Annotated in this window: 23 protein-coding genes; 20 read left to right on the top strand and 3 right to left on the bottom strand. The window is 50.8% G+C overall.

Annotation, left to right across the window (positions count from 1 at the left end; genetic code table 11):
* Positions 1 to 43 precede the first annotated feature (43 nt).
* Entirely contained in the window at positions 44 to 925 is an 882-nt protein-coding gene (locus OCU43_RS12170; RefSeq protein ID WP_091355467.1) for a LysR family transcriptional regulator, read from the bottom strand.
* A 167-nt stretch (positions 926 to 1,092) separates the two neighbouring features.
* Between OCU43_RS12170 and leuC the strand changes: the two genes are divergently transcribed.
* The 15 genes from leuC to OCU43_RS12095 all read left to right on the top strand — a co-directional run bounded on the left by leuC (position 1,093) and on the right by OCU43_RS12095 (position 18,675).
* The gene (gene leuC, locus OCU43_RS12165; RefSeq protein ID WP_091355464.1) at positions 1,093 to 2,508 is read left to right on the top strand and encodes a 3-isopropylmalate dehydratase large subunit; all 1,416 of its coding nucleotides are present in this window, start codon (positions 1,093 to 1,095) and stop codon (positions 2,506 to 2,508) included.
* Between the two features lie 20 nt (positions 2,509 to 2,528).
* Complete coding sequence (gene leuD / locus OCU43_RS12160; protein WP_091355461.1) at positions 2,529 to 3,176, top strand: 3-isopropylmalate dehydratase small subunit; 648 nt, start codon at positions 2,529 to 2,531, stop codon at positions 3,174 to 3,176.
* Positions 3,177 to 3,262: 86 nt separating this feature from the next.
* Positions 3,263 to 4,345 (top strand): 3-isopropylmalate dehydrogenase, encoded by a 1,083-nt coding sequence (gene leuB / locus OCU43_RS12155; RefSeq protein ID WP_091355458.1) that lies wholly within the window; start codon positions 3,263 to 3,265, stop codon positions 4,343 to 4,345.
* A 190-nt stretch (positions 4,346 to 4,535) separates the two neighbouring features.
* Positions 4,536 to 5,651, top strand: a complete 1,116-nt coding sequence (asd, locus tag OCU43_RS12150; RefSeq protein ID WP_091356234.1) for an aspartate-semialdehyde dehydrogenase — start codon at positions 4,536 to 4,538, stop codon at positions 5,649 to 5,651.
* A gap of 433 nt (positions 5,652 to 6,084) precedes the next feature.
* Positions 6,085 to 8,625, top strand: coding sequence for a FimV/HubP family polar landmark protein (locus OCU43_RS12145; protein ID WP_091355456.1), 2,541 nt, complete (start codon positions 6,085 to 6,087; stop codon positions 8,623 to 8,625).
* 64 nt (positions 8,626 to 8,689) lie between these two features.
* Entirely contained in the window at positions 8,690 to 9,652 is a 963-nt protein-coding gene (truA, locus tag OCU43_RS12140) for a tRNA pseudouridine(38-40) synthase TruA (RefSeq protein ID WP_091355453.1), read from the top strand.
* Positions 9,653 to 9,709: 57 nt separating this feature from the next.
* Positions 9,710 to 10,330, top strand: coding sequence for a phosphoribosylanthranilate isomerase (locus OCU43_RS12135; protein ID WP_217647400.1), 621 nt, complete (start codon positions 9,710 to 9,712; stop codon positions 10,328 to 10,330).
* A gap of 25 nt (positions 10,331 to 10,355) precedes the next feature.
* Complete coding sequence (gene trpB, locus OCU43_RS12130; RefSeq protein ID WP_091356232.1) at positions 10,356 to 11,543, top strand: tryptophan synthase subunit beta; 1,188 nt, start codon at positions 10,356 to 10,358, stop codon at positions 11,541 to 11,543.
* A 23-nt stretch (positions 11,544 to 11,566) separates the two neighbouring features.
* Positions 11,567 to 12,370: a tryptophan synthase subunit alpha gene (gene trpA, locus OCU43_RS12125; protein WP_091355448.1), complete on the top strand. Its 804-nt coding sequence runs from the start codon at positions 11,567 to 11,569 to the stop codon at positions 12,368 to 12,370.
* 30 nt (positions 12,371 to 12,400) lie between these two features.
* Positions 12,401 to 13,297 carry an acetyl-CoA carboxylase, carboxyltransferase subunit beta gene (gene accD / locus OCU43_RS12120; protein WP_091355446.1) on the top strand — a complete coding sequence of 299 codons (897 nt, stop codon included), beginning with the start codon at positions 12,401 to 12,403 and terminating at the stop codon, positions 13,295 to 13,297.
* Between the two features lie 69 nt (positions 13,298 to 13,366).
* Positions 13,367 to 14,668, top strand: coding sequence for a bifunctional tetrahydrofolate synthase/dihydrofolate synthase (gene folC / locus OCU43_RS12115; RefSeq protein WP_091355444.1), 1,302 nt, complete (start codon positions 13,367 to 13,369; stop codon positions 14,666 to 14,668).
* A complete protein-coding gene (locus tag OCU43_RS12110) occupies positions 14,661 to 15,212 on the top strand; it encodes an SPOR domain-containing protein (RefSeq protein ID WP_091356229.1) in 552 nt (183 codons plus the stop codon). The genes folC and OCU43_RS12110 overlap by 8 nt, the downstream gene beginning before the upstream one ends.
* Positions 15,213 to 15,280: 68 nt before the next feature.
* Positions 15,281 to 15,790 (top strand): CvpA family protein, encoded by a 510-nt coding sequence (locus OCU43_RS12105; protein ID WP_091355441.1) that lies wholly within the window; start codon positions 15,281 to 15,283, stop codon positions 15,788 to 15,790.
* A gap of 54 nt (positions 15,791 to 15,844) precedes the next feature.
* Positions 15,845 to 17,362, top strand: a complete 1,518-nt coding sequence (gene purF, locus OCU43_RS12100) for an amidophosphoribosyltransferase (RefSeq protein ID WP_091355438.1) — start codon at positions 15,845 to 15,847, stop codon at positions 17,360 to 17,362.
* 95 nt (positions 17,363 to 17,457) lie between these two features.
* Entirely contained in the window at positions 17,458 to 18,675 is a 1,218-nt protein-coding gene (locus OCU43_RS12095; protein WP_091355435.1) for an O-succinylhomoserine sulfhydrylase, read from the top strand.
* 56 nt (positions 18,676 to 18,731) lie between these two features.
* Here the strand turns inward: OCU43_RS12095 and thpR are convergent, their stop codons facing one another.
* A complete protein-coding gene (gene thpR / locus OCU43_RS12090; protein WP_091355434.1) occupies positions 18,732 to 19,253 on the bottom strand; it encodes an RNA 2',3'-cyclic phosphodiesterase in 522 nt (173 codons plus the stop codon).
* Positions 19,254 to 19,279: 26 nt separating this feature from the next.
* On the opposite strand from thpR, the gene OCU43_RS12085 reads away from it, so the two are divergent.
* The 4 genes from OCU43_RS12085 (at position 19,280) to OCU43_RS12070 (ending at position 21,998) form a co-directional block, all read left to right on the top strand.
* Entirely contained in the window at positions 19,280 to 20,230 is a 951-nt protein-coding gene (locus OCU43_RS12085; protein WP_175483455.1) for a tRNA dihydrouridine synthase, read from the top strand.
* Between the two features lie 519 nt (positions 20,231 to 20,749).
* Positions 20,750 to 21,193 carry a hypothetical protein gene (locus tag OCU43_RS12080; protein ID WP_091355428.1) on the top strand — a complete coding sequence of 148 codons (444 nt, stop codon included), beginning with the start codon at positions 20,750 to 20,752 and terminating at the stop codon, positions 21,191 to 21,193.
* Positions 21,194 to 21,261: 68 nt separating this feature from the next.
* Positions 21,262 to 21,579: a hypothetical protein gene (locus tag OCU43_RS12075; protein WP_091355427.1), complete on the top strand. Its 318-nt coding sequence runs from the start codon at positions 21,262 to 21,264 to the stop codon at positions 21,577 to 21,579.
* A gap of 110 nt (positions 21,580 to 21,689) precedes the next feature.
* Entirely contained in the window at positions 21,690 to 21,998 is a 309-nt protein-coding gene (locus OCU43_RS12070; protein WP_139203140.1) for a hypothetical protein, read from the top strand.
* Positions 21,999 to 22,108: 110 nt separating this feature from the next.
* On the opposite strand, the gene OCU43_RS12065 is transcribed toward OCU43_RS12070, so the two are convergent.
* The gene (locus OCU43_RS12065) at positions 22,109 to 23,005 is read right to left on the bottom strand and encodes a LysR family transcriptional regulator (RefSeq protein WP_091355424.1); all 897 of its coding nucleotides are present in this window, start codon (positions 23,003 to 23,005) and stop codon (positions 22,109 to 22,111) included.
* 141 nt (positions 23,006 to 23,146) lie between these two features.
* On the opposite strand from OCU43_RS12065, the gene OCU43_RS12060 reads away from it, so the two are divergent.
* Complete coding sequence (locus OCU43_RS12060) at positions 23,147 to 24,349, top strand: NADH:flavin oxidoreductase/NADH oxidase family protein (RefSeq protein ID WP_091355423.1); 1,203 nt, start codon at positions 23,147 to 23,149, stop codon at positions 24,347 to 24,349.
* The last annotated feature ends 352 nt before the right edge of the window (positions 24,350 to 24,701 follow it).

Raw genomic sequence — 24,701 nt, 5'->3', positions numbered from 1 at the left:
CTAAACTTCTTCTGTATGACCATCTTAATGAAGCCTGTCACGATTATGAACCCTTTTCTGCAGCCTGCTCTAAAAGGTGTATAAAGTGACGGGCGGCATTGCTGAGGGTGCGCTCTTTATGGGTGATATATCCCAGTTCCCGGGTTACCGGAGGGAGATCGACTTTGAGCACACTGAGACTGTTTTCGGTCATGGTTTCGGGCAGCAGTGACCAGCCCAGTCCAATCTCAACCATCATTCTGATGGTATCCAGATAGTTAGTGGACATCGTGGTGTCCGGTTGTAACCCCAACTGAGAGAACTGCAGTTGAGCCAGTTGGCGGGTGAAGGTGGCACTACCGGAGAGGATGGCCGGATAATCGCACAGTTGTTCCAGGGTGACCTGTTGCCGGGCAGCCAGAGGATGGTCGGTTGCCACCACATAGTTCAGCTTGTCGCGCCATATGGCCTGGGAATAGATATTGGGATCCGGGTTCGGCGCCAGGGTGATCAGGGCGATCTCGAGATTGCCTTTAAGTACATTATCGTAAGCGATCTCAGACTCATCGAAACGAAGGTCCAGTTTTACCTCGGGAAACGCGTGGATGTACTGGCGCAATACCGGTGGCAGACGGTGCAGACTGATATGGTGACTGGTGGCCACCGACAGTGTGCCACTGACTTCGCCGCTGAGGTTGCTTAACGAGCGCCGGGCATCCTCCAGTTCCAGCAGGATCCGCTGGGCTCTGGGGAGCAGTTCCCGGCCTGCTTCAGTCAGGCTGACCGTGCGCCCGATGCGATCAAACAGGCGGCTGTTCAGTTGCTGCTCAAGTATCAGAATCCGTTTGCTCATCGCTGACTGGGTGAGAAACAGCTGTTCTGCTGCACGGGAAAATGAGCCCGTTTCTGCAACGGCGACGAAGGCCTGGAGGGCGTTGGTATCCATGGGCGATCTCCTGTAACGGTTTGCGTTAGTTTATGTATTCCAATATGGAATGCAAAGTATAAAAAATATGAATTTGTTTTCTGCTATGCCGTGCACTAGGATTGCAGCATATAAAAAAGCTGGCAGGTAAAACCGCCGGTATAAAAGACGCAGTGAGGTGAGTTCCGATGGCTGGAAAAACGTTATACGACAAACTGTTTGATTCGCATCTGGTGCGAACCAATGATGATGGTAGTTCGCTGATCTATATCGATCGGCAGGTATTGCATGAGGTGACTTCGCCTCAGGCATTTGAAGGACTGCGGTTAGCCGGTCGTAAGCCATGGCGGATCGATGCCAATATCGCAACCCCGGACCACAACGTACCCACCACCGAGCGTTCTGGTGGTGTGGATCTGATCGTTGATCCGGTCTCCAAAATTCAGGTGAAGACCCTTGATGCCAACTGCGATGAGTTTGGCATCCTCGAGTTCAAGATGAACGATCATCGTCAGGGGATTGTGCATGTTATGGCGCCGGAGCAGGGCGCTATTCTGCCGGGTAGCACCGCCGTGTGTGGTGATTCCCACACCGCTACACTGGGTGCGCTGGGCGCACTGGCCCACGGCATCGGAACCTCAGAGGTGGAGCATGTGCTGGCCACCCAGTGTCTGATTACCAAGAAGATGCAGAATATGCTGGTGCGCGTGGATGGCGAGCTGGGTGTCGGTGTGACGCCTAAAGATGTTGTCCTGCATGTGATCGGTGTGATTGGTACCGCTGGTGGTACGGGCTATGCCATTGAATTTGGTGGTGATGTGTTCCGCAATATGTCGATGGAAGGGCGGATGACCGTCTGTAATATGGCGATCGAAGCCGGTGCCCGGGTGGGTCTGGTGGCGGTTGACCAGACCACGATCGATTACTTTGAGGGGCGTCCTTTTGCACCGAAAGGTGAGCAATGGGATGCAGCGGTTGCGCAATGGCGTGATCTGGTGTCTGACGGCGATGCCGAGTTTGATGCGGTGGTCGAGATCCACGCTGCGGATATCGAACCACAAGTGACCTGGGGTACTTCACCTGAAATGGTGGTGGGTGTGTCGGGTCAGGTGCCTAATCCGGATAATGAGAAAGATCCGGTTAAGGTGGATGGTATCAACCGTGCCCTGAAATATATGGGCTTGCAGGCTGATCAGAAGATTACCGATATCCAGCTGGACCGGGTGTTTATCGGTTCCTGTACCAATTCCCGTATCGAAGATCTGCGCGATGCCGCCAAAGTGGTTGAAGGACGCAAAGTTGCAGAGAATATCATTCAGGCGCTGGTAGTACCGGGGTCCGGTCTGGTGAAAGCCCAGGCGGAAGCTGAAGGGCTGGATAAGATCTTTATCGAAGCGGGCCTTGAGTGGCGCGAACCGGGCTGCTCCATGTGTCTGGCGATGAACCCCGATAAGCTGGGTAATGGTGAGCACTGTGCATCGACTTCCAACCGTAACTTCGAAGGCCGTCAGGGCTTCGGTGGCCGCACTCATCTGGTGAGCCCGGCTATGGCAGCAGCCGCTGCGGTGACTGGTCACTTTATCGATGTACGTGAGTTGATTTAATAAGGTATCGGGAGAGCGAGATGAATAAGTTTACACTGCACACAGGTATCGCTGCACCGCTGGATCGGGCGAATGTCGATACCGATATGATTATTCCCAAACAGTTTCTGAAGTCGATTAAGCGTTCCGGCTTTGGTAAAAACCTGTTTGATGAGCTGCGTTATCTGGATGAAGGTCAGCCGGATCAGTCCTGTGAAGGGCGTCCGCTGAATACGGAGTTTGTCCTCAATCAGCCCCGTTATCAGGGCGCCAGTATTCTGTTAGCCCGGGAAAACTTTGGCTGTGGTTCCAGTCGGGAACATGCGCCCTGGGCGCTGGATGATTATGGCTTTCGTTGTGTGATAGCCCCCAGTTTTGCTGAGATCTTCTACAATAACTGTTTTAAGAATGGCTTGCTGCCCATTGTGTTGCATGACGAGAAGGTCGATCAGCTGTTTAAAGAGAGTGCTGCGACTGACGGTTATCAGTTGAGTATTGATCTGGAACGGCAGTTGGTTATCACCCCATCTGGGGAGGAGATGTCCTTTAGTATTGATGGCTTCCGTAAGCACTGTCTGCTGAATGGTCTGGATGATATCGGTCTGACGCTGCAACACAGTGATGATATTCGTGCTTATGAAGAGAAACGCCGGCAACAAGCGCCATGGTTGTTTGACGCGATTAAATAGTCTCAATAAATAAGCCATAACAAATAAGCTAAGTGTATTTCAGGCGGCAGAGCCGACTCTGCTGCCAGGATTAAGGAAACAGAATAATGTCTAAAAATGTACTGATTTTACCGGGTGACGGTATTGGTCCAGAGATCGTCGCGCAGGCGCGTCGTGTTCTGGAACTGGTTAACCAGCAGGATAATCTCGATCTTGAACTGACCGAAGCGCTGGTTGGCGGTGCCGCTATCGATGCTGATGGTGTGCCGCTGCCAGAAGCAACACTGGAAGCTGCCCGCGCTGCTGATGCGATCCTGTTAGGTGCGGTGGGTGGTCCGAAGTGGGACACTAACCCCGACTTTCAGATCCGTCCGGAAAAAGGTTTGCTGGGTATTCGCTCCAGTCTGGGGCTGTTTGGTAACCTGCGTCCGGCGATTCTCTATCCGCAACTGGCTCACGCTTCAACCCTGAAACCTGAAGTGGTATCCGGTCTGGATATTCTGATTGTGCGTGAACTGACCGGCGGTATCTACTTTGGTCAGCCTCGTGGTGTGCGCCTTAAAGAGGGTAATGTCCGTGAGGGTTATAACACCTACGTTTACGATGAGAATGAGATCCGTCGTATCGGTCGTGTGGCATTTGAAGCCGCCCGTGCCCGTGATAAGCGTCTGTGCTCTGTCGATAAAGCGAACGTACTGGAAGTGACCGTGCTGTGGCGTGAAATCATGGAGGAGCTGTCTAAAGAGTATCCGGATGTCGAGCTGAGTCATATGTATGTCGATAATGCGGCGATGCAACTGGTGCGTGCACCAAAGCAGTTTGACGTTATGGTCACCGGTAATATGTTCGGTGATATCCTGTCTGACGCTGCGGCGATGCTGACCGGATCGATCGGTATGCTGCCTTCTGCATCTTTGGATGTTGACGGCAAGGGGATGTATGAGCCTTGCCACGGTTCTGCGCCGGATATCGCCGGGCAGGATCTGGCTAACCCGCTGGCGACTATTCTGTCGGTGGCGATGATGCTGCGCTATTCACTGAACGCTGGTGCAACAGCCGATCGTATCGAGGCGGCTGTGAGCCAGGTGCTGGATCAGAATCTGCGTACCGGGGATATCTGGTCTGAAGGGATGCAGAAGGTATCTACCACTGAGATGGGTGATGCAGTTATCGCGGCTTTGCAGGCGTAAAACTGCTGGCTGGAACTCAGGCTGGTTATAAAATGCTCTGATTTCGATAGTCTATATGACTAAAATATTGCATAATTAAAGGGTTTCGGAGCGTCCGGAACATAACAGGCTGCTGCAGAATCTTGTGGCAGCTTTGTTGTTTTTATTCTCAGGAATCTGTTAGCAGGTTCGAATAGTTTTGGTGGAACAGATGAAGCGTGTAGGTTTTGTTGGTTGGCGCGGAATGGTTGGTTCCGTGCTGATGCAGCGCATGATGGAAGAGGGTGATTTCGAACACATCGAAGAGCCGGTCTTTTTTACAACGTCCCAGGCGGGTCAGCCAGGTCCGGCTATTGGTAAAGATATTCCGGCACTGAAAGATGCAACATCCATTGAAGAGTTGAAACAGATGGATGCCATTATCTCCTGTCAGGGCGGTGACTACACGAAACAGGTTTACGGTGCGCTACGCGCAGCGGGTTGGGATGGCTACTGGATCGATGCTGCATCTTCCCTGCGGATGGACGATGATGCCATTATCGTACTCGACCCGGTTAACATGAATGTCATTAAAGACGGCCTGGCAAACGGTGTTAAAACCTATGTTGGCGGTAACTGTACTGTGTCCCTGATGCTGATGGGGCTGGGTGGTCTGTTCAATGCGGGTCTGATCGAGTGGATGACCTCCATGACCTATCAGGCTGCGTCCGGCGGTGGTGCGCGTCATATGCGTGAGCTGATCTCGCAGATGGGTATTATCAAAGATTCTGTCGCTGCTGATCTGGCCAACCCTGCCAGTGCGATTCTGGATATCGACCGTCAGGTTGCTGAAACAATCCGTTCTGATGCTATGCCAACGGATAACTTCGGTGTACCGCTGGCAGGCTCCCTGATTCCCTGGATCGACACCCGCCTGGATAATGGTCAGAGCCGTGAAGAGTGGAAGGCCTATGCTGAGACCAACAAGATTCTGGGGCTGAGTGACAACCCGGTACCGATCGACGGCACCTGTGTGCGTATCGGTGCGATGCGCTGTCACAGTCAGGCATTTACCATTAAGCTGAAGCAAAATGTACCGATGGATGAGATTGAATCCATGATTGCAGAAGCCAATGACTGGGTGAGTGTGGTGCCGAACGAGCGCGACATCACTGCCCGTGATCTGACGCCAGCTAAGGTGACTGGCACTCTGGGTGTACCTGTAGGGCGTCTGCGTAAGATGAACCTGGGTGATGAATTCCTGAATGCATTCGGTGTCGGCGATCAGTTGCTCTGGGGAGCAGCAGAGCCGTTGCGGCGTATGCTGCGGATCCTGTTGCAGGGCTGATGAGTGGAATAAACGATATAACCGGCTGAAAAGGCCGGTTTTTTTGTATCTGACGGAGTGATTCAGGTCAACAAAACCGAAATAAAATTTTTCGGACGGCGATGCAGTCCACAGTCACCAACTTAGGTAGTGGAATTTCGAATCTGTTGTCAGTTTGTGTATATACTGAGGTTAAATTCAGGATTGGTCTTTAACTGTTTGAAATATATGGATTTACTGTTTTTGTCTGAGAGTTGTTTTTTGTTCGAGGTGATCAGCTTTTTACTCAGAACGGTTTTAAATACTGAAGTTTAGCTGTTTATGGCCGATCAGGGTTGTTGATTAAACATGGGTTTTAATGAATACTTTGGCCATTAAAACTGGATACGTAACTTTCTGAATATTGACGATTTTTGTTGAATTCAGGACCCGGGGAAATTAAGGAAGCGAAAATATGCTGCGCAAATTAGCCCTAAGTTTGGCAATTGCAGGTGCACTAGGAACCTCAAATGCAAATGCGCTTGGTCTCGGTGAAATCAGAATAACATCAGCGTTGAATGAACCCCTGCAGGCAGAGATACAGCTGTTGCAGATGCGCTCCGTTGATCCGCAACAGATACAACCCAGAATGGCCAATGTTGATGAGTTTGCTCTGGCCGGCATAGAGAAGTTGCGTTTCCTCTCCGATGTTAAATTTGAGGTGAAGCCGGGCTCTGCTGGTCGGGGAACTATTATTCTCACCTCATCGGCGCCGGTGAAAGAACCTTTTCTCAACTTTCTGGTAGAGGTTAACTGGCCCAGCGGTCGTCTGGTGCGTGAATATACTGTACTACTGGATCCGCCGGTCTACGATCCAACCCCGGCTCCTACGGCCGTACAGCCAGCACGTTCCTCGGCTGCCAGCTCTCCCGCGCCCGTTGCTGTAAAGCCGATGGCGCCACAGCAGCCGGTGAATAATATCCGCACCCGTATGACCGATGGTCAGGTGTATGTGGATGTGAATGACACATTGTGGGATATCGCCAAAAAGCATAAGCCCAGCAACTCTGTATCTGAAGCACAGATGATGCTGGCGTTACAGCGTAAAAACCCGGATGCCTTTCGCAATAACAACGTTAACCAGCTGAAAGCCGGTGTTGTTATGGACCTTCCTTCGCTGGAAGAGGTTCAGGCGCTGAATCAGAAACAGGCGAATGAAGAGTTCTGGCGTCAGACGCAGATGTGGAAGCAGGGGATCACCCCGGCTGCCCAGCCGAAGAATATGGATAGCACTGATGGTGCGGATAAGGCAGCTGCATCCGGAAAAAAGGGTGAGGAGGTTGCAGCCAAGTCGGCCCAGGGGCAACTGAAGATTGTCTCACCTGATACCCAGGCTGACACCAATACGGTATCAGATCAGGCGGCCGACACCGATTTGAGTCAAGCTGATGCTGCCCTGCTGGAAAAAAACAAACAACTGGAAACTGAGCTGGCGTCAGCATTGGAAAGCGTTGATCAGATTCAACGCGAAAATGACGAACTGACCGGCCGTGTGGATGCGCTTGCGCAGCAGATGGAAAGTCTGCAACGATTGCTGGAGCTGAAGGATCAGCAGTTAGCTGACCTTCAGGCGGAGCTTGAATCTGCGAAGAAACAGCCGGTAGCCAGTCAGGTTGCTCCCGCTGCAGACTCCCAGGCTAAGCCTAAAAGCTTACTGGAGGAGTTTGGACTTTACATCGGTGCAGCTGGCGGTGCTTTGATTGCTTTCCTGCTGGCACTGCTGTTTATGCGTCGGGGAAATAAAGAGGAGTCGTCGGAGTCCGTTGTTCCGGGGCAAGCGATCGCTGCTGAAACCCCAGAGACTGCTGTCGATGAGGATGTTACTGTAATTCCAGCGCCCGAGGTGGAGCAGGAGACAGTAGCGGTTGCCGCTGAAGAAGAGGATCTTGATGAGCTTGATCTCGATCTGGATATGGATCTGGAAAAGGTTGGTGAGGCTGAGACTGCAACGGATCTGGATGATCAGGAGTTTGATCTCGGATTTGATGAGGACTTTGGCGAGCCTCCAGGACCTGATTCTGTTGATGAAGAGGTTGATGCTGGTGAAGAGGTTGACGATGCCCTTGACTCTATTCTGGGAGAAGAGAGCGAGTCGTTTGATCTCGATGATCTAGACCAGTCAGATGCTGACGATGATCTTGCCGCGCTGGTTGAAGAGCCTGAGGAACCTGAAGCTGATAGCCTTGAAGATCTGCTGGCCGGTGCTGATGACGCTATAGCGCCAGAGCCTGAGGAAGATGTTGCTGATCTTGAGTTTGATATTCAGCCGACAGCCGATGTTGCTGAAGAGCCAGAACCGGTTGAAGAACCGGACGATGATCTGGATCTGGATTTCAATCTTGATGTTGCTGATGATACCGTCTCTGAAGAGGATGAGGCGATCGAACAGATGGCTGAAGAGCCAGTCGAAGATGAGTTTGACGATCTTGACGCTCTGTTAAATGGCGAAGAGAGTGAAGCGATCGCTGAGGATGAGACTGCCGATTCTGAGCTGGATGAATTGCTTGCCGGTGTCGATGAAGCCGATGTCGAAGAGCTGGATGTTGTTGATAGCGATGCCGATCTGGACGATGACCTTCAGGCGCTGCTTGATAGTGCTGAAGATGATGAAATTGTGCTGGATGAGGAAGAGTTTGAGGCTCCTCAGGCAGAAGATGATTCAACTCTCAGTCATGACCTGGATGCTGAGCTCGACTCTGAACTTGAGATGCTGCTAAGCGATGCCGGTACCGATGAGCTTAGCCTGGATGTGAGCGAAGAAGCTGAGGATGACTCGTTAGAAGGACTGAACCTTCTTGAGGGTGCAGACGAGGTTGAGACCAAGCTTGATCTGGCGCGAGCTTATATCGATATGGAAGATCTGGATGGTGCTAAGGATATCCTCGAAGAGATTCTGCGAGAGGGTAGCGAGGCGCAGCGTGCAGAAGCCAATAGCCTGTTAAGTTCATTAAGCTGATAACCACGGGCCTGGTGCTTTCTGCATCAGGCCTGATTCGATAAATGTTGAGATAAAATCTGCTATGTCACGGGATAAAACCCAGTTAAAACTTCAGCAAGGGGCGACTTCGGTCGCCCTTTCTTATGAACAGGCCCCGGCGGGGCTGAAATCAGAATATTCTGAGCAAGCTGGGTCTGAGGACGGGCTTGCTGAGGCGGAAAGTTTAGCTCCTGACTTACCGCAAACCAAACGCTATGCTCTCTGTGTTGAGTATGCCGGGGCAGCCTACCGTGGCTGGCAAACGCAGAAGGAAAAAGATGTTCCATCGATTCAGGAAACGGTAGAGCAAGCGTTATCTGCGATAGCTAATGAGCCGGTTAAGGTGATCTGTGCGGGGCGCACCGATGCCTGCGTCAGCGGCACTTATCAGATTATCCATTTTGACACCGTTGCTGAGCGCCCCGAGCGGGCATGGGTGATGGGAACCAATACCAAACTCCCGGATGATATTGCTATCCGTTGGGCTAAACGGGTTGATGATAGTTTTCATGCCCGGTTTTCAGCGCTGGAGCGGCGCTATCGCTATCTGATCTATTCGGCGCCCGTAAAGCCGGGATTGTTAAGTCGGGGTGTGACCTGGACCCATAAACAGCTGGACATGTCACGGATGCAGGCGGCGGCTGATTATCTTATCGGGGAGCACGATTTCACCTCCTATCGGGCCATTGGCTGTCAGGCGAAAAGCCCGGTGCGGGAGGTCAGGGCGATGGACATCTACCGTGCCGGTGAGCTGATTGTGATCGATGTGCGGGCCAATGCTTTTCTGCATCACATGATTCGCAATTTTGCCGGAGTGCTGATGAAGATTGGTGCTGGTGAGGCGGAACCTGTATGGGCTCAACAGGTGCTTGACGCTCGCGATCGTACTCAGGGAGGGGTTACTGCTCCACCCTACGGGCTTTATTTTGTCGATGTGAAATATCCCGACCAGTATGAGTTGCCAAAATCAGAGCTGGGGCCCTATTTCCTGATGCAAAACGGTTAACCTCAGGGCCTGCTATCTGTTACTATTGGTCTCTTTCTGAATAGTCTGATCCAAGTGATGCGAACCCGCGTAAAAATCTGTGGAATTACCCGGCTGGAAGATGCGCTTGCTGCGGTAGACTCTGGCGCTGATGCGCTGGGTTTTGTCTTCTATGCGCCCAGCCCGAGGTTCGTTGAGCCTGCGGTTGCCGAGGCGATTATCAAACAGCTGCCGCCATTCGTAACGACGGTAGCCCTGTTTGTTAATGCATCGGTTGACCAGGTGCAGACAATTATGGCTCAGACGGGCATCGATCTGTTGCAATTTCATGGTGATGAGTCCCCTGAATACTGTGCTCAGTTCGACCGACCCTATTTTAAAGCCCTGCGGATGTCTCCGGATATTGATGTAGTGGCTGAAACTAAACGCTTTTCGCTGGCCCGGGGGATACTGCTGGATGCATACCGTCCCGGTGTTCCTGGTGGTACCGGTGAAGCGTTTGACTGGGAGCGCATCCCATCTGATATCGATAAGCCGCTGATTCTGGCAGGTGGACTCGATCAGAGCAATGTAGTGCAGGCTATACGCCGGGTGAAACCCTATGCTGTTGATGTCAGTGGCGGGGTTGAAGCGGCTAAAGGCCTGAAAGACTGTGAAAAAATAACATCCTTTATGAATGAGGTAGCTCGTGCCAACTAAAGAAGATCTCGCGATCGCAAAGCAGATGCCCGATGCAGGTGGTCATTTCGGCCAGTTTGGGGGCCGTTATGTGTCTGAAACCCTGATGGCTGCACTTCAGCAGCTAGAACAGACCTACGAAAAGCTTTGGCGGGATCCACAGTTTCAGGCGGAGTTTGATCACGATCTTGCCCACTATGTAGGCCGGCCATCACCGTTGTACCACGCGGAACGTCTTTCCCGTGAGCTGGGCGGTGCGCAGATCTACCTGAAACGTGAAGACCTGAACCATACCGGTGCACACAAGGTGAATAACACCATTGGGCAGGCTCTGTTAGCTAAGTTTACAGGTAAGCCACGGGTGAGCGCAGAAACCGGTGCAGGACAGCACGGTGTAGCGACGGCAACAGTTGCTGCCCGGCTGGGGCTTGAATGTACAGTGTATATGGGCGAAGAGGATATTCGTCGACAGGCACTGAACGTTTACCGGATGAAACTACTGGGGGCTGAAGTTGTCTCTGTTACGTCCGGTACCCGAACGCTGAAGGATGCGATGAACGAAGCGATGCGGGACTGGGTGACCAATGTCGATAATACCTTTTATATTATTGGTACCGCTGCTGGTCCGCACCCGTATCCAAAGCTGGTACGTGACTTTCAGTCCATTATTGGTCGTGAGGCCCGGCAACAGTGTCTGGCACAGACAGGCAAACTTCCGGATGCACTGGTTGCCTGTGTGGGTGGTGGTTCTAATGCCATCGGTCTGTTTCATCCGTTCATCGAAGATGCAGATGTGCGCATGATCGGTGTGGAAGCGGGCGGTTATGGGATCGAAACCGGTCAGCATGCGGCACCGTTGAGTTCCCATTGCCGACCGGGTGTACTGCATGGTAACCGTACCTGTCTGATGTCCGATGAGGGTGGTCAGGTTATTGGTACTCACTCTGTTTCAGCGGGTCTCGACTATCCTGGCGTAGGGCCTGAGCATTCTTACCTGCAAGAGATCGGCAGGGCAGAATATACGGCGATTAACGATGATGAAGCATTGCATGCGTTCCGTCATCTGACCCTGACCGAGGGCATTATGCCGGCACTGGAATCCAGTCACGCTGTGGCTGAGGCGATGAAAATGGCGCCAACGATGGGCAAGGATCAGATTATTCTGGTTAACCTGTCAGGACGGGGCGACAAGGATATCCATACCGTTGCAGAAATTGACGGTATTAACTTTTAAGCCCTGACTGAGTGAAGATTAAGATGAGTCGTATTACTGAGTGTTTTAATAATCTGAAAAGCCAGGGCCGCAAAGCGCTGATCCCTTATGTGACAGCGGGTGACCCTGAACCTAAAGTAACTCTGCCGCTAATGCATGCACTGGTTGAATCCGGAGCAGATATTATTGAGCTGGGTATTCCTTTCTCTGACCCGATGGCGGATGGCCCGGTTATTCAGTTGGCCTGTGAACGTGCCTTGCTGCATGGTACACGTCTGGTCGATGTGCTGGATATGGTCGCTGAGTTCCGTAAAACCAACCAGACCACGCCGGTGGTGTTGATGGGCTATCTCAATCCGATTGAGGTGATGGGCTACTCTGCGTTTGCAGATAAAGCCAAAGCGGTCGGCCTGGATGGTGTTCTGACGGTTGATCTCCCGCCTGAGGAGGCGGGAGAGTTTAATCAACTGATGAAGGCGTCTGATATTGACGTGATCTATCTGCTGGCGCCAACCACAGAGGAGGCGCGGATTAAGCAGATCTGTGCAGCGGGTAGTGGTTATGTCTACTATGTATCGGTTAAAGGGGTGACCGGTTCGGCGTCGCTGAATGTTGCCGAAGTTGCTGACAAACTGGAGATCATTCGCAGGCATACCGATATGCCGGTTGGTGTGGGTTTCGGTATCCGTGATGATGCGTCAGCCCGGGCAATTTCGGAAGTCGCCGATGGTGTTATCGTCGGTAGCGTACTGGTTAATAAGATTGCCGAACTGGCAGGCAATCAGGAACAGATCCCTGGGGCAGTTGCAGCGATTACTGCAAGCATGCGTCAGGCAATGGATAAATAAGGGCTGCCACAGGCAGCAGCTGGAGTAATAATGAGTAACTGGCTGGATAAAATCGTTCCCTCTCTGGTTCGTTCCGAGAAGAAGCGAACCAATATTCCTGAAGGACTTTGGAAAAAGTGTCCGAAGTGCGAGTCCGTTCTGTATCGTCCGGAGCTGGAAAAAAACCTGAATGTCTGTCCTAAGTGTGATCATCACATGCGGCTGACGGCACGGGTACGTCTGAACGCTTTTCTTGATGAGGGCACAACCCGTGAGATTGGTGCTGAAGTAGAGCCGGTCGATCACCTGAAGTTCCGGGATACCAAGAAATATAAAGACCGCCTGGTGGCGGCGCAGAAAGAAACCGGCGAGAAAGATGCGCTGATCGCTATGCGCGGTGAGGTCAAAGGTCTTCCTGTGGTTGCAGTCGCCTATGAGTTTAAGTTTATGGGTGGCTCAATGGGCGCGGTTGTTGGTGAGCGTTTTGTGCGTGCGGCAAACATCGCCCTGGAAGAGGGGATTCCGATGATCTGCTTCTCCGCCAGTGGTGGTGCCCGGATGCAGGAAGCGCTGTTTTCCCTGATGCAGATGGCTAAAACCAGTGCGGCACTGGAACGTCTGAAGCAGGCAGGTGTGCCCTATATCTCAGTACTGACCGATCCGGTTTATGGTGGGGTTTCAGCTTCGCTGGCGATGTTGGGTGATCTGAATGTGGGTGAGCCGGGGGCTCTGGTTGGTTTCGCCGGACCACGGGTTATCGAACAGACCGTACGTGAAAAACTGCCAGAAGGGTTTCAGCGCAGTGAGTTTTTGCTGGAGCATGGGCAGATCGATATGATCATATCCCGGGGCCAGTTGCGCGATCGTCTCTCCTCCTTGCTGCGGATGATGCAGGGGTTGCCTGCTGTGTCTCAGCCTGAGTCTGATACGGTTGCCGCTTCCGTCTGATCGAAACGCTACGATAAGGCCGCTGCAGTTACTCTGGCGGCCTTTTTATTGTCTGGGATAAACATCATTATGTCTGCTGCACACTTTAAGACCCTGCCTGAATGGCTCGAATGGATTGAAAACAGTCATCCGGTCGATCTGATTGAGCTGGGGCTTGATCGCTTGCGTATTGTCTATCAGCGGATGGATCTTGATCTCAGCGCCTGCCTTAAGATTGTTGTCGGGGGGACCAACGGGAAAGGGTCCACTATTGCTATGCTGGATCAGGTGCTTCGTGATCAGGGTAAGACGGTGGGGGGTTTTACCTCCCCTCATTTTCTGCGCTACAACGAACGGATCAGGCTTGCCGGAGTGCCGGTCAGTGATGCACTGATCATGCGGGCATTCGAAGCGATAGAGCAGGTTCGCGGCGACGTCAGACTGACCTATTTTGAATATAATACGTTGGCTGCGCTGCATCTGTTTGCTACCGAAAAGCCCGATGTTGTGTTGCTTGAGGTGGGTCTGGGTGGCCGGCTTGATGCGATCAATATTGTCGATGCAGATCTTTCGGTGGTGACGACGGTTTCGCTCGATCATATCGATTGGCTGGGAGATGACCGGGAGCAGATCGGTTATGAGAAAGCGGGGATCTATCGCGCTGGGCGTCCAGCGGTATGTGGCGATCCGCAGCCGCCGCAGAAGTTGCTTAACTATGCCGATCAGATAGGCGCGCCGCTGTATTGTCGGGGCCGTGACTTTAACTGGTCTCAAACCGACCGGGATAGCTGGGTCTGGCAGGGTGAGGAACCGGGGGGGAATATCCTGACGATCTCGGGTTTACCGGATATGACCCTGCCTAAAGCGAATGCCGCAACGGTTATTCAGGTGTTGAATATACTTGGCCTGTTGCCCGGGGCAGAGCAGCTCAAAGCGAGTCTCGCCAGGGCTTCCCTGACCGGCAGGATGCAGCAGATCTGTGTCGCTGATACCGATTATATTCTTGATGTTGCTCACAATCCCGAAGCGGCGGAGTATCTGGCAGGTCAGTTGCGGGATAAGCCTGTCGCTGGGCGCACTATGATGGTATTGGGAATGTTGGCTGATAAGGATATCGATCAGGTGCTGGCACTGCTGTGTCCAGTGATTGATCAGTGGTATCTGGTAAGCCTGAAAGGAGTCCGGGGTCAGTCAGCCCAGGTGCTGTCTGACAAACTGACAGCTCTGGGGGTAGCCGTTACTCTGCAGGCGACCTATGATACTGTTGCCGATGCCCTGGAAGGGGTGAGGGGTGAGGTGGCGGCTGCTGACCGGGTGGTCATTGCTGGCTCTTTCTTGACAGTGAGTGATGCATTAGTTGCACTGAATATGGATGGTAAAAACAGTGAATGATGGCTTTAAACAGCGGCTGGCAGGCGGTGCTATTCTGATTGTGGCCGCAGCAATTCTTCTGCCCATCTTTTTTGATGGCGCAGGCTATCGGGAACGCCAGCTTGAAAGCGCAATACCGCCGCCACCGGTTGAGCCGCAACTGGTCGTCATTACGCCTGAGAATCAACCGTTGCCGGATAGCTCTGCTCCGGCGGCTCCCGCTGAGCCGGTTACCGTAGCCGTGATGCCGCAGAAGGTTGCTGATGAGGTGGCTAAGCAGAAGCCTGTTATTGAGGAACGGGACGATCCGCCAGCCCTTGATCAGCAAGGGGTTCCGGTTGCATGGAGCCTGCAACTGGCGAGTTTTAAGGATGAAGATAACGCTAAAGGGCTGCGCACCCGACTGTTAAATGCCGGATATAAGGTGTATATCCGTAAGACAGGGGATCTGGTAAGAGTGTTTGTCGGACCTGATATTCAGAAAACCCGGCTAACAGAGTTGCAGAGTGATATTCAGAAAGAGTTCGGTCTGGACGGTATTATAGTCCGTTTCACGACACGATAAACGTTGGGTTCAGCTGACAGCTCTGGTAGAATTCGCCCCTTATTCAGATCCTGAAGTAGATAATTAGTATGACACTCAACTGGGCCGATTGGGCAATTATCGGCATCATTACAATTTCCGGTTTATACAGCCTGCGCGGCGGCTTTATGAAAGAAGCGCTGTCGCTGGTCACCTGGGTAGCTGCATTCATCGTTGCCCGGTTATTTGCCCCCTCATTGAGTACCCTGCTGGATAATCTCCTGCAGACCCCCTCGCTGCGCATAGGTGCAGCTTTCATTTTGCTGTTTATTGCCACCCTGATGGTTGGCGCCGTTATTAATAATCTGATCAATATGCTGGTTCAGGCAACCGGTCTGAGTGGTACTGACCGGGTGCTTGGCATCGGTTTTGGTGTGGTCAGAGGCGGCCTTATTGTGATCGTTATTACTGCGTTGCTGGTGCGTTCGCCGGTAACCGAAGATAGCTGGTGGGCGGAATCGACACTGATTCCCCATTTTTTGCTGATGGAATCCTGGACCCGGGAAACTGCTGCTGATATCGGTCAGATGATCTGGAATCTCAGCGGACGGAATAGTTAAACCCAATTATCATTTATACTTGCTGTAACTAACTTAATACCTGAGGTAGCCTTAATGTGCGGTATAGTTGGCATCGTAGCCAAAAGTAATGTGAATCAGACGATTTTTGATGCATTGACAGTGCTGCAGCACCGTGGCCAGGATGCCGCTGGTATGGTGACATGTGAAGCAGATCGATTCTTTATGCGTAAAGATAACGGTCTGGTGAACGAAGTGTTCCGTACCCGTCATATGAAACGCTTAATGGGCAATGTGGGGATCGGTCATGTACGTTACCCTACCGCAGGTAGCTCCAGTTCCGCTGAAGCGCAGCCGTTCTATGTTAACGCACCTTACGGTATCGCGCTGGCACACAATGGCAATCTGACTAACACTGCCGAGCTGCGTGAGCAGATGCGCAAAGAAAACCTGCGCCATATCAACACCACCTCTGACTCTGAGGTGTTGCTGAATATTATGGCCCATGAGCTGCAAAAGATCGGTAAGCTCATTCCCACTGCGGATGATATCTTTACTGCGATTAAGTCAGTGCATAAACGGGTTCGCGGCGGATATGCGGTGGTTTCGGTGATCACCGGATATGGCATCGTTGCATTCCGTGATCCCCACGGTATCCGTCCTCTGGTTTATGGTATGCGTGAAACTGACGCCGGCACAGAATACATGGTGGCATCTGAGTCTGTAGCACTGGATATTTCCGGTTTTACCCTGATCCGTGATGTGGCGCCCGGTGAAGCGATCTTTATCACGCAGGATGGCGAGGTTCATACTATGCAGTGTGCAGAGAACCCGCAGTTGCATCCCTGCCTGTTTGAATATGTTTATCTGTCTCGCCCAGACTCCATTATTGACGAAGTTAACGTCTACAAGTCCCGTATGCGGATGGGAGTTAAGCTGGCTGAGAAGGTGATGCGGGAGCGTCCTGAACACGATATTGACGTGATCATTCCCATCCCGGATACCAGCCGTACAGCGGCGCTGGAGATGGCTCACCATCTTAACGTTAAGTTCCGCGAAGGTTTTATCAAAAACCGTTATATCGGCAGAACCTTTATCATGCCAGGGCAGACTCAGCGGACAAAGTCTGTTCGCCGTAAACTCAACCCGATCGAACTTGAGTTTAAAGACCGGGTAGTGATGCTGGTGGATGATTCCATCGTCCGTGGGACCACCTCCCAGCAGATCGTTCAGATGGCCCGCGAGATGGGTGCTAAGAAAGTTTACTTTGCTTCGGCGGCACCAGCGGTACGCTACCCGAATGTTTACGGTATCGATATGCCGTCAGCGTCAGAGCTGATTGCCCATGGTCGTACCGACGATGAAGTGGGCGTCGAGATCGGGGCAGACTGGATGCTGTATCAGGATCTGGATGACCTGAAAGATTGTCTGTTGGCGGGCAACAGCTCAGTGACTGGGTTTGATGCTTCTGTATTTGACGGTAAATACATTACCGGCGATATCGATGAAGCTTATCTCAATCGTATCGACGCTGAGCGTAACGATGTTGCTAAAGGTGGCGACAAGAAGTCATCAACCAATCAGAATGCCGATCTGCACGCGACCATTAGCTGATCAGGTAATCTTGTTATGATTGCCCTAGGGCAATAAACACAAATTTATCATAGGCCGCCTTAACCGGCGGCTTATTAATTATAGGAACATGGCTGATGTCCAGGTCCAGTTTTGAACGTCCAGAACGGATTCAGTTTGAAGATGCTGACTATGAATTCAGTACGCTCGCTGTCCGTGCCGGGCAATACCGGAGTGGTGAGGGAGAGCATAATGATGCGATCTATCCGACCTCCAGTTTTGTCTATTCCAGCGCCAGAGAAGCGGCAGCCCGCTTTGGTGGCGAGGAGGAGGGGAATATCTATTCCCGTTTCACCAACCCTACCGTTCAGGCATTTGAGCGCCGTATGGCGGCGCTTGAAGGCGGTGAGCGTGCGATAGCGGCGTCATCAGGGATGGCAGCAATCCTGAGTACCTGTCTGTCTCTGCTGAAACAGGGCGATCATGTTCTCTGTTCCCGCAGTGTCTTTGGTTCAATTGTTTCACTGTTTGATAAGTATCTCAGTCGCACCGGTATCAGCGTAACCTACGTTGATCCAACCGATATCAACGCCTGGGCAGACGCGATTACGCCAGCGACGCGGATGTTTTTCCTGGAGACGCCCTCCAATCCTCTGGCGGAACTGGGTGATATCGAGGCGGTTTCTAAGCTGGCCCATGACAATGATGCGCTGGTGGTGGTCGATAACTGTTTCTGTACCCCGGCGCTACAGCAGCCGCTGAAGCAGGGTGCTGACATCGTTGTACACTCAGCAACTAAATACCTGGATGGTCAGGGACGCTGTGTCGGCGGTGTGGTTGTCGGTCGCGATAAAGAGATGGAAGAGGTCTACGGCTTTATTCGTACCGGTGGGACCTGTCTCAGCCCGTTTAATGCCTGGGTCTTTATGAAAGGACTGGAAACCCTTGAGCTGAGAATGATGGCTCACAGTGCCAATGCCCTGGCGCTGGCTTTATGGCTGAAGCAACAAGCTGGTATCGATAAGGTTTATTACTCCGGCCTGGAGGAACACCCTCAACACGCGCTGGCTAAAAAACAGCAGCGGGCCTTTGGTGGGGTTCTGTCGTTTGAAGTCAGCGGCGATAAAGAGGCAGCCTGGCGTTTTATCGATGCCACTCAGATGATCTCAATTACCGGTAATCTGGGGGATGTGAAGAGCACCATCACCCATCCGGGAACAACAACGCATGGTCGTATGAGTCCTGAAGCGAAAGCGGAGGCGGGGATCAAAGAGAACCTGATTCGTCTCTCTGTTGGCCTTGAGTCGATTGAAGATATTAAGCGGGATCTGTTGCTTGGGCTGGCTGCTATCTGAGCGGTTCTGGTTGCAGGGATGCCCGCCCGATTACCATCGGTGCGGGCATTTTTATGTCACTCGCAGGGCCACTCAATCAGCGTGCTATGTATCGCGCCGGCAGCGTGAAGTTTGCTTTCTTTCAATAAGATAGATGATAAAGTAAAACTAAACTCTTGCCCCTGAAGTGCCTCGCTGAAACATTTTACTTCTGGCGGTGTGAGCGGTTTGAGACTTCGTCCGAGGGTCAGGTGGGGGTGAAAACGTCGCGCTTCAAAGGAGATGCCCTGGTGTTGCAGAGAGAGGCTGATAGTCTGCTGCAATTGCTGAAGTGGTTGAGAGAACTCAACCCCAAGCCAGATCACTGTCGAGCGGAACTGGCCGATACCTCTGAGACGTATAGTGAACGGCTGCAACGTCAGTTGTTCGACGGCCCGGCTAACAGAATCGCAGATAGTGTGGGGTTGTTCGCCGAGAAACAGCAGGGTCAGATGAAGTTGCTCTACAGGCAGTAACCGCAGGTTTTTTAGCTGTGGGCAGCAGCGCCGTATCGCGTGTCGCACCGCTATCGGTGGCTCTATAGAGATGAATGTACGCATAACAGAATAATAGGCTGGGAACTGGATTGAAGATAGTACTTGCTCCGATGGAAGGTGTTGTCGATGCGCCGATGCGGGAGATGCTGACCCGTATTGGTGGGATCGACCAGTGCGTCACGGAGTTTGTCCGCGTGTCTGAGCGGGTGCTGCCGGCAAAGGTCTTTCGTAAAACCTGCCCTGAGTTGTTTAATGACAGCAATACCAGTTCAGGCACGCCGGTGATTCTGCAGCTGTTGGGCAGTGATCCGCAGATCTTAGCCGGTAATGCCCGTAAAGCGGTGAGTATCGGTGCCCGCGGCATTGACCTTAACTTTGGTTGCCCGGCTAAAACGGTCAATAAGAGTAAGGGGGGCGCCATTCTGCTGAACGAGCCTGAGCTGGTGCACAAGATCGTCTGGTGGGTACGCCAGGCGGTGCCTGACCATATCCCGGTGACCGCAAAGATGCGGCTGGGGTATCGGGATAAGACCCTTGCTATGGAAAACGCCGCGGCGATTGCCGATGCCGGCGCCAATGGTCTCACGGTACATGCCCGGACCAAAGAGGAAGGTTACCGGCCTCCGGCCCACTGGGAGTGGATCGCCCGTATCAGAGAGCATATCTCTATACCGGTGACGGCTAACGGTGAAGTGTGGAACTGGCAGGACTACCAGCGCTGTCGCGAGGTGAGCGGCTGTGATGATGTGATGATTGGGCGTGGCTTAGTGGCAGCACCTGATCTGGGTTTACGGATTAAAGCGCTGCAACGGGGCGATGACCCGGACCACCTGAGCTGGGCTGAGATGCAGCTATTATTGCGTCAGTTCCTTGAGCTGGTTGAACAGCAACTGGCACCTAAATATGTCCACGGCCGGATCAAGCAGTGGCTGAAGATGATGTCCCGTGAATACCCCGAAGCGATGCCGATGCTGCAGGAGATGCGACTGCTGAAACAGGTCGCTGAAGTGCGGCAGTTTTTACATGAGTATTCTTTATAATAAAGATACAGTGGCTAGATCGCTTTGAAAGCAGTGGCTAGATCGCGGCTTCGCCGCTGGCTAGTGGTTAGAACGTCGCTTCGCGACTCGCTAGAAAAAGATTAAAAGCCGTAGCTCGTTGTTCGAACGTCACAAAGAACGTGACTTGCTCGTCGCGCGAAAGAGCAAAGAAAGAATCCTCAGAGTATCAACTATCCAGCTCTACCAAAAACAGTACGTAATTTGTATGTCTAAACAGTTTATTTTGTATATCGCAGCGGTTATGCTCGTTTAATCGTTAGAGAAGGCTCGTTTTGCTGCTGGCATCATTAGCAAAACATCAGAAAAACAAAGGGATAGGTTGAAACGCTGGCGGGATAGTACGCCGGGTCCGGAATGCAACTGCGCATTCTCGTTTTTGTCTTAAAGGAGGTCGCGATGTCGATTTTTCCTCTTTATTATCTGATAGTTACCTTGCCTTTAATGAATTCAGCCCGGCATGCATATGCGCCGGCGTAGTATTAAAATGACGGCATACAAATGTTTCAAAAATTACTGCATGGTTTTATTTTTGGTTTAGGCTTTTCAGTTGCGGTCCTAATCGTTACTGGGTTTACCTATAACTTTATTACGCCAGACGACTCATATGAAAGTTCTAGGGTGTGGCTCGAAGGGCCAAGTGTTTTAGGTGTCGCAATAAATAACACTAAATTAGTTCAAGGAGTATCTGAAACTGAAGTTATTGTTAGCGGCTTAATTCAAAACTCGTCTAATGCGAACTATGAAAGCGTTTCTTTGGAAGTTGAGCTTTTTGATCAAACTCCTATTTTTGTTGCTGAGTGTGACTATATTGTTCAATCAGGGGTAGCAGCCAACTCGGAAAATTACTTTTCTACCAGCTGTAAAGTCCCCAGTACTTTTGAACCGTCAAGAGGCAGTTCAAACGTGAAGGTTGTCAGGGGAGTTCAACTTGTTGATATGTAGCCTAACAAAAAGCAGCAATCGATCGTCGCTGCGCTCCTCCAATTGTGCTGGGCGTTAGGCGTAAGTCTATGAGATACATATTGCTATTCCCAGGGCTCGCAATATTCTCATTTAACCTACTGCTGCTTGGTGGTATTGGATTTCCAATAGAGTTCAAGATATTCGATCGCCGAATACATGAACTTGAGTCGTTTACTATAAGTGGTGGTAAAAGCCTTGCTAATCTATCTGAAATCTATGTGGCAATAATTGTGGGGCTGGCTGCTTGCGTAATGCTTTATCTCAATTGGCCAAAGCAGGTTGCTGTTAAAAAATGGAGCGTTGTGTGGTTAAGCTATTTAATAGTGGTCGCTGTGTATTTTCTAATGCCAGCTTTGCCGGAATAATGAAACTCATACAAGGCCAATTAACTCGGATATTTTGCTTCGCTGCGCTTTGCAAAATCCCGGTGTTTGAGGCGTTATGAGTATCTGTGATCTCCGGCGAAGGAGGTAAGATGGAAGTACTAATTTTGGTTGGCATTTATTTGGTAATTGCAGGGACAGCTAGTCTTCCTGCCGTATTGGTTTGGAGTCTATCTAGCCTTTGGCTACCGGAATGGTTTTCGCTGCCTCCTATTCGAATGGCTTTAGTCTGTTTGGCTTTATCCGTTTCTACAGCATTAGTATTTAGTCTTGAGCTTCCGGGCGGTGTGCTTTCAGTTGGGCCATCTATCGTTGTATTGTCATTGGGCTGGTCGTTAGTCTTAATTCCTATACTTGTCTTAATCAGGTATTACCGCCATGCCAAAGCAAAAAACTCATAACAAACCGCTTAAATTCGTTACGGCCACAAAACGCGTGTCCTCCACAGGACTCCGTTTAGCGGAGCGTTAATGCCCACTTTGTAAGCCAGAAGCGGATATGTCTGAGATTTTTAAACCTCAAGAATCTGTGAACATTTTTCTCTTAGCATTTCTCTAAATGCGATAACTCCGGGAGTAACTTGTTTTCTATCAGGGCATAGTAAATAAAGCTCAGCTGGTGGTGATTCAAAGTCATCGAAAAGTTGCACTAATCGCCCTTTATCAAGATCCGAAGAGATATCCAGTAAAGACCTGTATGCGATCCCTTTTCCTTCGACTACCCACCGTCTGACTATATCTGTGTCATTACTTATCCGATTACTCCCGACTTTTACCCTGACATTTTCTGATTTCTTTTGATACTCCCAGTCATTAAACAGACGTCCATTCAGTCTGTATAGCAGGCAGTTATGCTTACTTAATTCGTTTGGATGAGAGGGTGTACCATTATTTTCTAAATAGGAAGGTGCGGCACAGGTGATTCTTTTTATCGTTGCTATATGGAAAGCCACCATTGAGGAGTCTTCGGGCTTTCCGTATCTCAGGGCAACATCAACCTGGTCTAGAAAGAAGTTGGAGAGGGAATCACTAACATTCAGATCAATGGATAGAGATGGATAAATATCCATCATCTCGTTTACCCAGTGAAATAGCAGGTTACGACCCAGGTCGGATGGCGCTGAAAACCTCAGTTCTCCGGTAACATTTTCCATCGTTTCATGTGCGGAAACCTGACCCTGCTCTAAAGACTCCAATGCCCTGCGGCAATGATAAAGAAATTTTTCTCCTTGGGTAGTGATCCTCAACTGTCTGGTGGTTCTTATAAAGAGCTGTATATCAAGCTGCCTCTCCAACCGCTTTAGCGCTGAACTTGCAGCAGCTGTCGTTATGCCAAGCTGTTTGGCTGACTCGGTAATACTGCCAGTTTCGGCAATTCGAATGAATAAGCTCAGATCTGATGTGTTCATTATTAAAATATTTTTAATAGTGTATGTGGTAATAGCCTGTTTTTAGTTTATAAAATATTGAGAATAATGTCTTCAAACCGTTTGTTACTAACCAGAACACCATCCCGAAAGAGCCTTGGGCTTTGCATTGGAGAAGACTCTATGAACCGACGAGAGAACAATAGCCAGAATCTGAGTTACCCTCTGGAACTACCTTGTGGAGCAATTCTAAAAAACAGAATCATAAAATCTGCCATGTCCGACTCCCTTGCTGATGGAGAGGGCGACCCAACAGAGGCTCAGATACGGCTTTATGAAAGATGGGCTGAAGGTGGCGCGGCATTATCAATTATCGGTGAAGTTCAGGGGGATCCACGTTTTCCTGAAAAGCCAGGAAATCTGGTTCTGGGTAAAAACTCCGATCTGGTGAAACTATCCTCTCTGGCAAGAAGAGCCTCGATAGAAAAAGCTCACATTTGGCCTCAGATTGGCCACGGTGGTGCATTGTCATACCCCCTGATCAGCCAACCTAAAGGCCCCTCTGCTCTAAATCTCGGAGGCCTGCAATGCGCAGGAATGAGTGTATCTGACATTAAAAAACTACCTGATTTCTATATAAAAGCTGCTGAGTTAGCTAAAGAGGCCGGGTTTACTGGTGTTCAGGTTCATGCTGGTCATGGTTTCCTGCTGAGCCAATTTTTATCTCCATTATTTAATCGACGGAGTGATCAATATGGCGGATCCATTGAGGCCAGGTGTCGTATCGTTGTTGAGATAATTAACAAAATCCGAGATGTAGTAGGTCCGTCATTCCCCATTGGAATTAAGATTAACTCTTCAGATCAGTTGGAAGGTGGCTTAACACAGGAAGACTCATTAGAAGCCCTTCGAATTCTGGATAAAACATCAGTTGATTTAATCGAGTTTAGTGGCGGTACCTATTTTCCTGGTGCAGCATCCAGTTCTGATAGCTCATCAGAAGGCCCGTATTTTGTTGATTTTTGCCAGAAAGCACAGCTGGTTACCAGTGTACCCCTGGTTGCTACAGGCGGATTTAAGAAACGTGCGGATGCGCTTGATGCACTGGCTAGTGGTAGTGTTGATATAGTTGGTATTGCACGAGCAATGATTTTGAACCCTTCACTTGCGAACGACTGGTTGACTAATCGAGCAGGAGACCCGGTATTCCCTCGCTTTGAATCACCACCCCCTGGAGGAATAACCGCATGGTACACAATGCTATTAACCGCTTTGGGCACTGATGATGAGAAAAGCTTCTCTCTGGATCTGACTTCAGCTATCCAACAATATGAAGAACGTGACGAACAGCGTTGTGAAAAATGGAGAAGAAGATTTCGGGTTTAGTTTGAAAGGTATGTCAGATGGGATGTCCACTTTATGTTGATTAATGAAGAGAGCTGCTGCTTTCTTTGTTTTTCCAGCGAGTTGCGAAGCGACGTTCTAACCACTAGCCAGCGACGAAGCCGCGATCTAGAAAAAGCAAAGATTCAGAACGGTTAGGGGCTTCGGTTATTCTTTTATTTTGCTTGCGGTTATGCTCAGATTATCGTTAGATAAAGGCTCGTTTTGCTGCCTGATGAATTAGCAAAACGTCTGAGAACAAAGGGATAGGTTGAAACGCTGGCGGAATACTACGCCGGGTCCGGAATGCAACTGCGCATTCTCGTTTTTGTCTTAAAGGAGATTGCGATGTCAG

Source organism: Amphritea atlantica, assembly GCF_024347255.1.
GTDB classification, from domain to species: Bacteria; Pseudomonadota; Gammaproteobacteria; order Pseudomonadales; family Balneatricaceae; genus Amphritea; species Amphritea atlantica.
The sequence above is the reverse complement of the archived record's forward strand: the minus strand, read 5'-3'. Positions and strand labels throughout refer to the sequence as shown.

Excerpts from the sequence above, each read along its gene's own strand:
- OCU43_RS12170 (WP_091355467.1), bottom strand. The coding sequence starts at position 925 with ATGGATACCAACGCCCTCCAGGCCTTCGTCGCCGTTGCAGAAACGGGC.
- leuC (WP_091355464.1), top strand. The coding sequence starts at position 1,093 with ATGGCTGGAAAAACGTTATACGACAAACTGTTTGATTCGCATCTGGTG.
- leuD (WP_091355461.1), top strand. The coding sequence starts at position 2,529 with ATGAATAAGTTTACACTGCACACAGGTATCGCTGCACCGCTGGATCGG.
- leuB (WP_091355458.1), top strand. The coding sequence starts at position 3,263 with ATGTCTAAAAATGTACTGATTTTACCGGGTGACGGTATTGGTCCAGAG.
- asd (WP_091356234.1), top strand. The coding sequence starts at position 4,536 with ATGAAGCGTGTAGGTTTTGTTGGTTGGCGCGGAATGGTTGGTTCCGTG.
- OCU43_RS12145 (WP_091355456.1), top strand. The coding sequence starts at position 6,085 with ATGCTGCGCAAATTAGCCCTAAGTTTGGCAATTGCAGGTGCACTAGGA.
- truA (WP_091355453.1), top strand. The coding sequence starts at position 8,690 with ATGTCACGGGATAAAACCCAGTTAAAACTTCAGCAAGGGGCGACTTCG.
- OCU43_RS12135 (WP_217647400.1), top strand. The coding sequence starts at position 9,710 with ATGCGAACCCGCGTAAAAATCTGTGGAATTACCCGGCTGGAAGATGCG.
- trpB (WP_091356232.1), top strand. The coding sequence starts at position 10,356 with ATGCCCGATGCAGGTGGTCATTTCGGCCAGTTTGGGGGCCGTTATGTG.
- trpA (WP_091355448.1), top strand. The coding sequence starts at position 11,567 with ATGAGTCGTATTACTGAGTGTTTTAATAATCTGAAAAGCCAGGGCCGC.
- accD (WP_091355446.1), top strand. The coding sequence starts at position 12,401 with ATGAGTAACTGGCTGGATAAAATCGTTCCCTCTCTGGTTCGTTCCGAG.
- folC (WP_091355444.1), top strand. The coding sequence starts at position 13,367 with ATGTCTGCTGCACACTTTAAGACCCTGCCTGAATGGCTCGAATGGATT.
- OCU43_RS12105 (WP_091355441.1), top strand. The coding sequence starts at position 15,281 with ATGACACTCAACTGGGCCGATTGGGCAATTATCGGCATCATTACAATT.
- purF (WP_091355438.1), top strand. The coding sequence starts at position 15,845 with ATGTGCGGTATAGTTGGCATCGTAGCCAAAAGTAATGTGAATCAGACG.
- OCU43_RS12095 (WP_091355435.1), top strand. The coding sequence starts at position 17,458 with ATGTCCAGGTCCAGTTTTGAACGTCCAGAACGGATTCAGTTTGAAGAT.
- thpR (WP_091355434.1), bottom strand. The coding sequence starts at position 19,253 with ATGCGTACATTCATCTCTATAGAGCCACCGATAGCGGTGCGACACGCG.
- OCU43_RS12080 (WP_091355428.1), top strand. The coding sequence starts at position 20,750 with ATGTTTCAAAAATTACTGCATGGTTTTATTTTTGGTTTAGGCTTTTCA.
- OCU43_RS12075 (WP_091355427.1), top strand. The coding sequence starts at position 21,262 with ATGAGATACATATTGCTATTCCCAGGGCTCGCAATATTCTCATTTAAC.
- OCU43_RS12070 (WP_139203140.1), top strand. The coding sequence starts at position 21,690 with ATGGAAGTACTAATTTTGGTTGGCATTTATTTGGTAATTGCAGGGACA.
- OCU43_RS12065 (WP_091355424.1), bottom strand. The coding sequence starts at position 23,005 with ATGAACACATCAGATCTGAGCTTATTCATTCGAATTGCCGAAACTGGC.
- OCU43_RS12060 (WP_091355423.1), top strand. The coding sequence starts at position 23,147 with ATGAACCGACGAGAGAACAATAGCCAGAATCTGAGTTACCCTCTGGAA.